The 7,800-nt window shown below is 61.8% G+C and carries 6 protein-coding genes; 2 read left to right on the plus strand and 4 right to left on the minus strand.

Going from position 1 to position 7,800, the window contains the following annotated elements; translation table 11 throughout:
* Positions 1-276: 276 nt before the first annotated feature.
* Positions 277-1,281 carry an AraC family transcriptional regulator gene (locus DBR24_RS09790; RefSeq protein WP_128614627.1) on the minus strand — a complete coding sequence of 335 codons (1,005 nt, stop codon included), beginning with the start codon at positions 1,279-1,281 and terminating at the stop codon, positions 277-279.
* Positions 1,282-1,381: 100 nt separating this feature from the next.
* Here DBR24_RS09790 and DBR24_RS09795 point away from each other — a divergent pair, with 100 nt between their 5' ends.
* Positions 1,382-2,452: a fatty acid desaturase gene (locus DBR24_RS09795; protein WP_128614628.1), complete on the plus strand. Its 1,071-nt coding sequence runs from the start codon at positions 1,382-1,384 to the stop codon at positions 2,450-2,452.
* A 207-nt stretch (positions 2,453-2,659) separates the two neighbouring features.
* Here the strand turns inward: DBR24_RS09795 and DBR24_RS09800 are convergent, their stop codons facing one another.
* From DBR24_RS09800 to DBR24_RS09810, 3 genes are read right to left on the minus strand one after another with little or no spacing between them, the layout of a single operon-like run.
* Entirely contained in the window at positions 2,660-4,270 is a 1,611-nt protein-coding gene (locus DBR24_RS09800) for an arylsulfatase (protein WP_128614629.1), read from the minus strand.
* A gap of 13 nt (positions 4,271-4,283) precedes the next feature.
* A complete protein-coding gene (locus tag DBR24_RS09805; RefSeq protein WP_123470466.1) occupies positions 4,284-5,099 on the minus strand; it encodes an ABC transporter ATP-binding protein in 816 nt (271 codons plus the stop codon).
* Positions 5,096-6,694, minus strand: coding sequence for an ABC transporter permease (locus DBR24_RS09810; RefSeq protein WP_128614630.1), 1,599 nt, complete (start codon positions 6,692-6,694; stop codon positions 5,096-5,098). The genes DBR24_RS09805 and DBR24_RS09810 overlap by 4 nt, the downstream gene beginning before the upstream one ends.
* A gap of 302 nt (positions 6,695-6,996) precedes the next feature.
* Here DBR24_RS09810 and DBR24_RS09815 point away from each other — a divergent pair.
* Positions 6,997-7,800, plus strand: an 804-nt coding sequence (locus tag DBR24_RS09815) for an ABC transporter substrate-binding protein (protein WP_128614636.1), incomplete at its 3' end; no start/stop codon positions are given.

Below are 7,800 nucleotides of genomic sequence, written 5' to 3' on the forward strand. Positions count from 1 at the left end.
TCAAGGTGTGACACAGCTTTTTGTACACCCCAAACCCTGTGGGAGCGGGCGATCGTGCAGTCGATCATGCAGTTGCATGGCGGGCGGGTGCGGGTGAGCAGTGATGCGAGTGGCACAGTGTTTGAGTTGGGCTTTGAGTTGATCTGACAGGCCTCTTCGCGAGCAAGCCCGCTCCCACAGGGTTTGGGGTGTACAAAAAGCTGTGTCACACCTTGATCACTGGGAGCGAGCTTGCTCGCGAAGAGGCCAGTCGATTCACCCCACATTTCGGATCAATCAGCGCAACTGATCACGAAACTGCCCCGGCGTCATCCCCGTCCAGCGCTTGAACGCCCGGCTGAAACTGCTGGTGTCGGCAAACCCCAACAGATAACTCACTTCACTCAACGAACACTGTGGATCGCGCAGGTGCAGCAGCGCGAGATTCTCGCGGCTCTCGTTAAGCAGCGTGTCGAAGCGACAGCCTTCATCTGCCAGATGCCGTTGCAGGCTGCGCAGGCTCAGGTGCAAGGCCTGGGCGATGCGTTCGGCGCCGGGTTCGCCTTCGGGCAGTTGTTCTTCGATGGCGTCGCGCACCTTGCGCTCCCAGGTCAGCGGCTTGAGCTGGGCCAGGGTGCGCTCGAGTACCGCTTCGTTGTGTTCGGCCAGTTCCGGGTTGGCATCGTCGAGGTGGCTGTCGAAGTCGGCGAGGGCGAACTCCAGGCGATCCTCGGCGCAGGAGAAGTGCACCGGTGCGCGGAACACCTTGTGCCACTGGTGCGCGTCGACCGGTTCCGGACGGCGCAGATACACCGCAAGCGGTGCGTAGTCGCGGCCCAGGCGATTGCGGCAGGTGCGCACGTAAATCGCGGCAAACGCATCAATGGCTTCGAAGGCCGGCGCCGGATTGCCTGACGGAATCTTCAGACGGAACAGATAACGCTCGTCGCTGCGGCTCAGTTCCAGCTCCAGCGCATCGCTGACCACCGGGTGATAACGCACGATGCGCTCGAACACCTCGCGCAGGCTGCCGCTGGCCACCAGCGCATAACCGAGCGCATGAAAGGTGGTCGGGCTGACGAAGCGCGACACCCGCAGACCGATCGCCGGATCGCCGCTGGCCTGCACCGCCAGTTCCCACAGGCGCGTGGTGCCGGACAGCGGATAACGCGCATTCGGGTCGTCCATCAGCTGCGGATCGAGGCCGGCCTGCTGGCACAGGGCAATGCTGTCCAGGCCCAGCGCATCGAGTTGCTTGCGCAAGGCACGGGTCCAACTGGCGAGGGAGGTCGGTTCCTTCATGCTGATTGGCGCTTCCGGTCAACAGGTTGGCGTTCTCGGCTAGCGTGTTCTGCAACCGCGCAGGGCAGGATGCGAACATCAATAACCAGAGGATGGAAGCATGGACCGTACTTCTGCAAGTCCCCAGCGACACAATGCTGCCCAGCGATCAGCGCATATTCGCGAAGTGGTGCTGGCCAAAGGCGTCGAACTGCGTGAGCGCTACCCGATTCTCCGGCATCAGGACGCCCTCGGCGCTGGCATTCTGGCCTTTGCTCTGGCGGGGATGATCGGTTCGGCGGCGCTGTACATCACGGGTCACATGGCGTGGTCGGTGTGCCTGCTGCTCAACGCGTTTTTGGCGTCCTTGACCCATGAACTGGAACACGACCTGATCCACAGCATGTATTTCCGCAAACAACGCGTGCCGCACAACCTGATGATGGGTCTGGTGTGGCTGGCGCGGCCGAGCACCATCAACCCGTGGATTCGCCGTCATCTGCACCTCAACCATCACAAGGTGTCCGGCACCGAAACCGACATGGAAGAACGCGCGATCACCAACGGCGAACCGTGGGGTTTCGCGCGGCTGCTGATGGTCGGCGACAACGTAATGTCGGCGTTCATTCGTATGCTGCGGGCGAAAACCCGGGCGCACAAAATCAGCATCATCAAACGCTCGTTGAAGGTCTACGCGCCGCTGGCGCTGGTGCATTGGGGCGCGTGGTACGTGTTTCTCGGCTTCCACGCGGCGAATGGCGTCGCCTACCTCATGGGGGCGCCGATCGAGTGGTCGGCGACTACGCTATCGGTGATGCAGGTGATCGACATCGCGGCCGTGGTGATCATCGGCCCGAACGTGCTGCGCACGTTTTGCCTGCACTTCATCAGTTCGAACATGCATTACTACGGTGATGTCGAGCCGGGCAATGTGCTGCAGCAATGCCAGGTGTTGAACCCGTGGTGGCTGTGGCCGTTGCAGGCGTTCTGCTTCAACTTCGGCAGCAGTCACGGGATCCACCATTTTGTGGTGAAAGAGCCTTTCTACATTCGCCAGATGACCGTGCCGGTGGCGCACAAAGTGATGCGCGAGATGGGGGTGCGGTTCAATGATTTCGGCACGTTCGGGCGGGCGAACCGGTTTGTTCGTCGGGATGAAATCGCGGTGTCTGGGGAGGCGGTGGAGGCCTGACAAGCTGCCCTCACCCTCTCCCAGAGGGAGAGGGGACCGATTGGGGGATATCGAAGAGTTACGCCGACGTGAAAGTGCTTCGGTGAATCCATAATCGACTCATTTTCACAGGTTGATATTTAACGTAAGACACCTCGCTCAGCTCCCTCTCCCTCTGGGAGAGGGCGGGGCGGGCGGCGTTCCGATGAGGGGTTTTTGATCTTCCCCTCAATCCGGCTGAAACGGCGAAGCACTCAAGATCACCCCGGTCTCCTCCACATACTGCTGCCAATGCCCGATCAACGCGCTGAGCTTGTCCGGCTGACTCAACGCCAGATCATGAATCTCCCCCGGATCACTGGCCAGATCATACAACTGCCAGGTGGCCGGCCCCACCGGACCGGGGATCCACACTGCTTTCCACGACCCCTGGCGAATCGCCCGCCGCCCGAACAATTCCCAACCGGTGACGGTGTGTTCGTCATGCACCTGCGCCGTCTCGCCGGACAAAAAGCCCAGCCACGATTTACCCCGCAACGGCGCCACCGGTTTGCCGTGCCATTGCTTGCCCGGATGGCGCACGCCAGCCAGATCGAGAATGGTCGGGGTGATGTCCATCACCGTGCCAAAGCCATGGCTGATCTGCCCTTTGATCGGCAGTTGCGGGTAGTGCAGCAGCGCCGGCACACGAATCCCGCCCTCGGTGGTAAAGGCCTTGAACAGTCGCGACGGCGCCGTCGCCACCTGCGCCCAGTTCGGTCCGTACCAGACGTAGGAATTGGCCCGGCCAATATTGTCGAGGCTGTTGTCGTAGTGCTGGTTCAGATAGGTCATCAACTCCGGGCCGAACTTGGGGAAGGCTTCCAGCAGCGCCCCTTCGGCACCGTTGTCGGACATGAACAGGATGAAGGTATTGTCGAGTTGCCCCTGCTGGCGCAGGTAATCGACCACCCGGCCGATGTTCCAGTCCATGCGCTCGACCATTGCCGCATAGACCTCCATCGCCCGTGCGGAAATCTGTCGTTGCTCATCGCTCAGTGCATCCCACTGCGCGCTCAGCTGGATCAGCGGGTGTGGTTCAACGTCGGGTTCGATCAGGCCCAGTGCCTTGAGTTTTTCCAGGCGTTCCAGACGCAGCACCTCGGGACCGGCGTCGTAACGGCCACGGTATTTTTCGACGATGTCAGCCGGCGCCTGCAACGGCCAGTGCGGTGCGGAAAACGGTAGATAAGCGAAGAACGGCCGGCTCTGATCGCGCTCCTTGAGGTACTGCAGCAGCTTGTCGCCGAAGGCATCGGACGAATAGAAATCCTTGGGCAATTCGTCGAGGAAGGTGTCGTCCTCGATGTACAGCGCCGGGGTCGACTTCAGCAGGCCCGGGGTGTGCTCGTCGTAAGTCGGCTCGAAACCATAGTGGTTGGCCGCTCCCGGTAACAGCGAGAACGACCGCTCGAAACCCCGCGCCTGCGGTGCTTGCTCAGCCTTCAGGCCCAGGTGCCATTTACCGCTCATCAATGTCTGGTAACCGGCCTCGCGCAGCAACTCGGGCAGGGCGACGACGCGGTCATTCAAGTAGCCCTCGTAACCCGGCTTGCCGATCAGCTCCGGGGTCAGGGTCTCGGCCATGGTGCCGATGCCGGCGATGTGGTGGTCGGTGCCGGTCAACAGCATCGAACGGGTTGGCGAGCAGGTCGGTGCGGTGTGGAAGTCGGTCAGACGCAGGCCGTTGTTGGCCAGGGCATCGAGGTTCGGCGTGGCGATTTCGCCACCGAAGGCGCCGAGGTCGGAGAAGCCGAGATCGTCGGCCAGGATCACCAGAAAGTTGGGGCGTTGCGGCATCGAAAAGCTCCTCTCAGCAGGCAATGAACGACAGCGGCAGATCGCGGATCTGCACCGGCAGGCTCGGTTGGTAATGGTCGTCACTGGTCAGTTCGTGCAGCAGCTCTTCACGCAACTGATGGAAGTCGAAACTGCTGCGCTGGCGCGGATGCGGCAGGGCAATGTCGACCACTTGCTTGATCCGTCCCGGGCGCGGTTCCATCACCACCACGCGGTCGGCGAGAAAGATCGCTTCTTCGACGTCGTGGGTGACCAGAATCGTGGTGATTTTCGCCCGGTCACGAATCGCCAGCAGCTCGTCCTGCATCTGTTGGCGAGTCAGTGCATCGAGGGCGCCGAAAGGCTCGTCGAGCAGCAGAATCCGTGGGCTGGCAACCAACCCGCGAGCAATCGCCACGCGCTGGGCCATGCCGCCGGAGAGCTGGTGCGGATAGGCGCGAGTAAAGTCGCGCAGGCCGACCAGCTCGATGAAATCGTTGATGCGCTGCTGCTTTTCGGCGGCGCTCAAGGGTTCGTTGACCAGGCCGAGTGCGATGTTGTCGGCCACCGTCAGCCACGGAAACAAACGGTGCTCCTGAAAGACGATGCCGCGTTCGCCGCCGATGCCGCTGACGGCTTTGCCATCCACCGTAATCTGCCCGCGAAATTGCGTGTCGAGGCCGACCAGCAAGCGCAGCAAGGTGGATTTGCCGCAGCCGCTGGAACCGACGATGGCGACAAACTCGCCCTCGGCGATGTCCAGGTTGAATTCACGAATCGCCTCCAGTTCGAAACCGTCGACGTCGAAGGATTTGCCTACGTGGGTGAAGCTGACAATCGGTGCGTTCATGCGTGTCTCCAGCGAGTGGCGCGAATTTCCAGGCGTTGGCCGATGAGGTTGAGCAGGGCGCCGGTGAGGCCGACCAGCAGCATCCCGGCCATGATCAGGTCCATGCGCAGCAACTGTTGCGCGCCGATCATCTGGCTGCCGATGCCACCGTTCGACGGCATGAAATATTCGGCGCCGATGGTGCCGAGCCAGGCGTAGATCAGGCTCAGCCTGAGCCCGGCGAATATCCCCGGTGCTGCGCCCGGCAATACCAGGCGGCGCAGGCGCTGGCCGAGGCTCAGGCGCAGTACTTGGGCGGCTTCGTCGAGTTGCGGCGAAAGGTTGGCGACGCTGCGGTGGGTGGCGATGAACAGTGGGAAAAACGCGGCGAGGGCAACGAACACCCACTTCGCCAGTTCACCGAGGCCGAACCACGCGGTGAGCAGCGGCACCCAGGCGAAAATCGCGATCTGGCGAATGGCGGCGAGGGTTGGGCCGAGTAGCCGTTCGCTGGTGCGCGACAGGCCCAACAGCAGGCCGAGGGCGAAACCCAGTCCGCCACCCAACAACAAACCGCCTACGGTGCGGCCGAGACTCAAGGCCATGCCGCTGATCAGCGTGCCGTCGAACAGACCGTTTCTGGTCGTTTCCAGCACCGCCAACGGGCTGACCAGAATATTCGCATCGACCCATTGCTGATCGCTCGCCACTTGCCACAAGCCGATCAGGCCCAGCGGCAACAGCCACGGTTGCAGCCGCTGCCATCCTTCATAGCGCGGGCCACGGCGGATTTCGGCGGTAGCCGGGTGCGGCCAGTGCACCAGTTTGCGGTCGAGCCAGCCGATACCGCGATCCATCGCAACCCCGAGCACCCCGATGACCACAATGCAGACGAACACGATGTCGAGCATGAACAGTTGCCGCGCCCAGACCATCAGATAGCCGATGCCTTCGCTGGAGGCCAGCAACTCCACTGCCAGCAAGGAAGTCCAGCCAGCGGCCAGGGCCAGGCGCACACCGGCCATGAACGCCGGCAGTGCAGCGGGCAGCACCAGGCGCCGGATCAGCAGGTACGGCGGCAGGCGCAAGACGGCGGCGGCTTCGCGCAGTTTCGGTTGCGCATCACGCACGCCCACCAGTGTGTGCAGGGTTACGGGGACCACGATGGCCTTGATCAGCACCACCAGTTTCAGTACTTCGCCGATGCCGAAAAACACCATGAACAGCGGAATCCACGCCAGTGTCGGCACCTGTGCCAGGCCGGCGAAAGTCGGGAAGATCAGGCGTTCGAGACGACGGCTGAAACCCAGCGCCGCACCGAGTACCGCGCCGGCGGTAACGCCCGCCAGCAGGCCCCAGAACAACCGTTGCAGACTGATCCACAAATGGCTCCATAACTCGCCCTGGGACAACTCGATCGCGCTGTTCCACACCAGCGATGGCGCCGGCAGAATCTGTTCGCTCATCCATTGATTGCGCGCCGCCAGCCACCACAGGGCGAACAGTCCGAGCGGTAATATCCAGGGTAAAACGCGGTGGCTCAGGCTTGGCCAGGTACGCCGGCTTTTCAACGGCGGTGCGGCCAGTGGCAGGCTGAGCAGGGATTCACGGGCCATGGTGACCTCCGTTGTCGGGTTGGATCGAGTCAGCGGAATTAGCTAAAAACCAATAGTTATAAGCGAGTTAGAAAATAATCATTTTGGAGATAAGCAGCGCCATTTAAGGCCTCCAGCCCTGCACGCATCCAATGCATTCGAAGAATATTTTCGATGCTCTCCATGCATACCGCTCTGCATGTCCCGACTTTGCTGGCTTAGTGTGAAAAGTTATAAAAATGTGCTTTTTAAGTATTTAAGCGCTGATGCGGATTGCGCCTACTTTCGGCTCCTCAATGCCGTCGTGATCAGGAGCCGCACCCATGAACCTTCCCTTCAAACGTGTCATCAGTCTGTTTGCCGCGCCGGCACTGGCGGGTCTGCTGGCGTTCGCTGCCCAGGCCGACGAGCTCAAGGAAATCAGGATTGCCGTGCCTGATCTGAGCGCCGGCACCCAGCACAGCGGCGGGGGCATCGTGGACGTGCTGCGCGATCAGCAGATCTTCGAAAAGGCCTTCGCCGATCAGGGCATCAAGATTCAGTGGAGCTTCTTCAAGGGCGCCGGACCTGTGATCAACGAGGCGTTCGCCAATGGCCAAGTGGACCTGGCCTACCTCGGAGACCTGGCGGCCATCATCGGCAAATCCAACGGACTGGATACGCGCCTGCTCAGCGCCAGCGCCCGGGGTGTGAAGCAATACCTGGGCGTGGTGCCGGGTTCGGGGATCAAGACGCTGCAGGATCTCAAAGGCAAGCGCGTGGCGATCTTCCGGGGCACTGCGACCCAGTTGTCGTTCGATGCGGCGCTGGCCAGCGTGGGCCTGAGCGAGAAGGACGTGAAGGTGATCAACCTCGATTTCAACGCAGCGGTTGCGGCGCTGGCGGCGAAGCAGATCGATGCGTCGTGGGGCAGCTCCGGGCTGACCGCATTGCAGGCTAAAGGCCTGGCTGAGCTGCCATTGAACACCAAGGACCTCGGTGGCGCCGGCAGTGTGCAGTCGGTGCTGGTGGGCACCGGCAAGTTTGTCGACGGACATCCGGAAGCCGTGGCGAAGCTGCTCAAGGCGCAGCAGCAGGCAGTGGAGTGGCTGACTCAGGACAGCAACAAGGACGCTTACGTGCAACTG

The sequence above is a fragment of the Pseudomonas sp. HMWF006 genome (genome assembly GCF_003061205.1).
Taxonomy (GTDB): domain Bacteria; phylum Pseudomonadota; class Gammaproteobacteria; order Pseudomonadales; family Pseudomonadaceae; genus Aquipseudomonas; species Aquipseudomonas monsensis.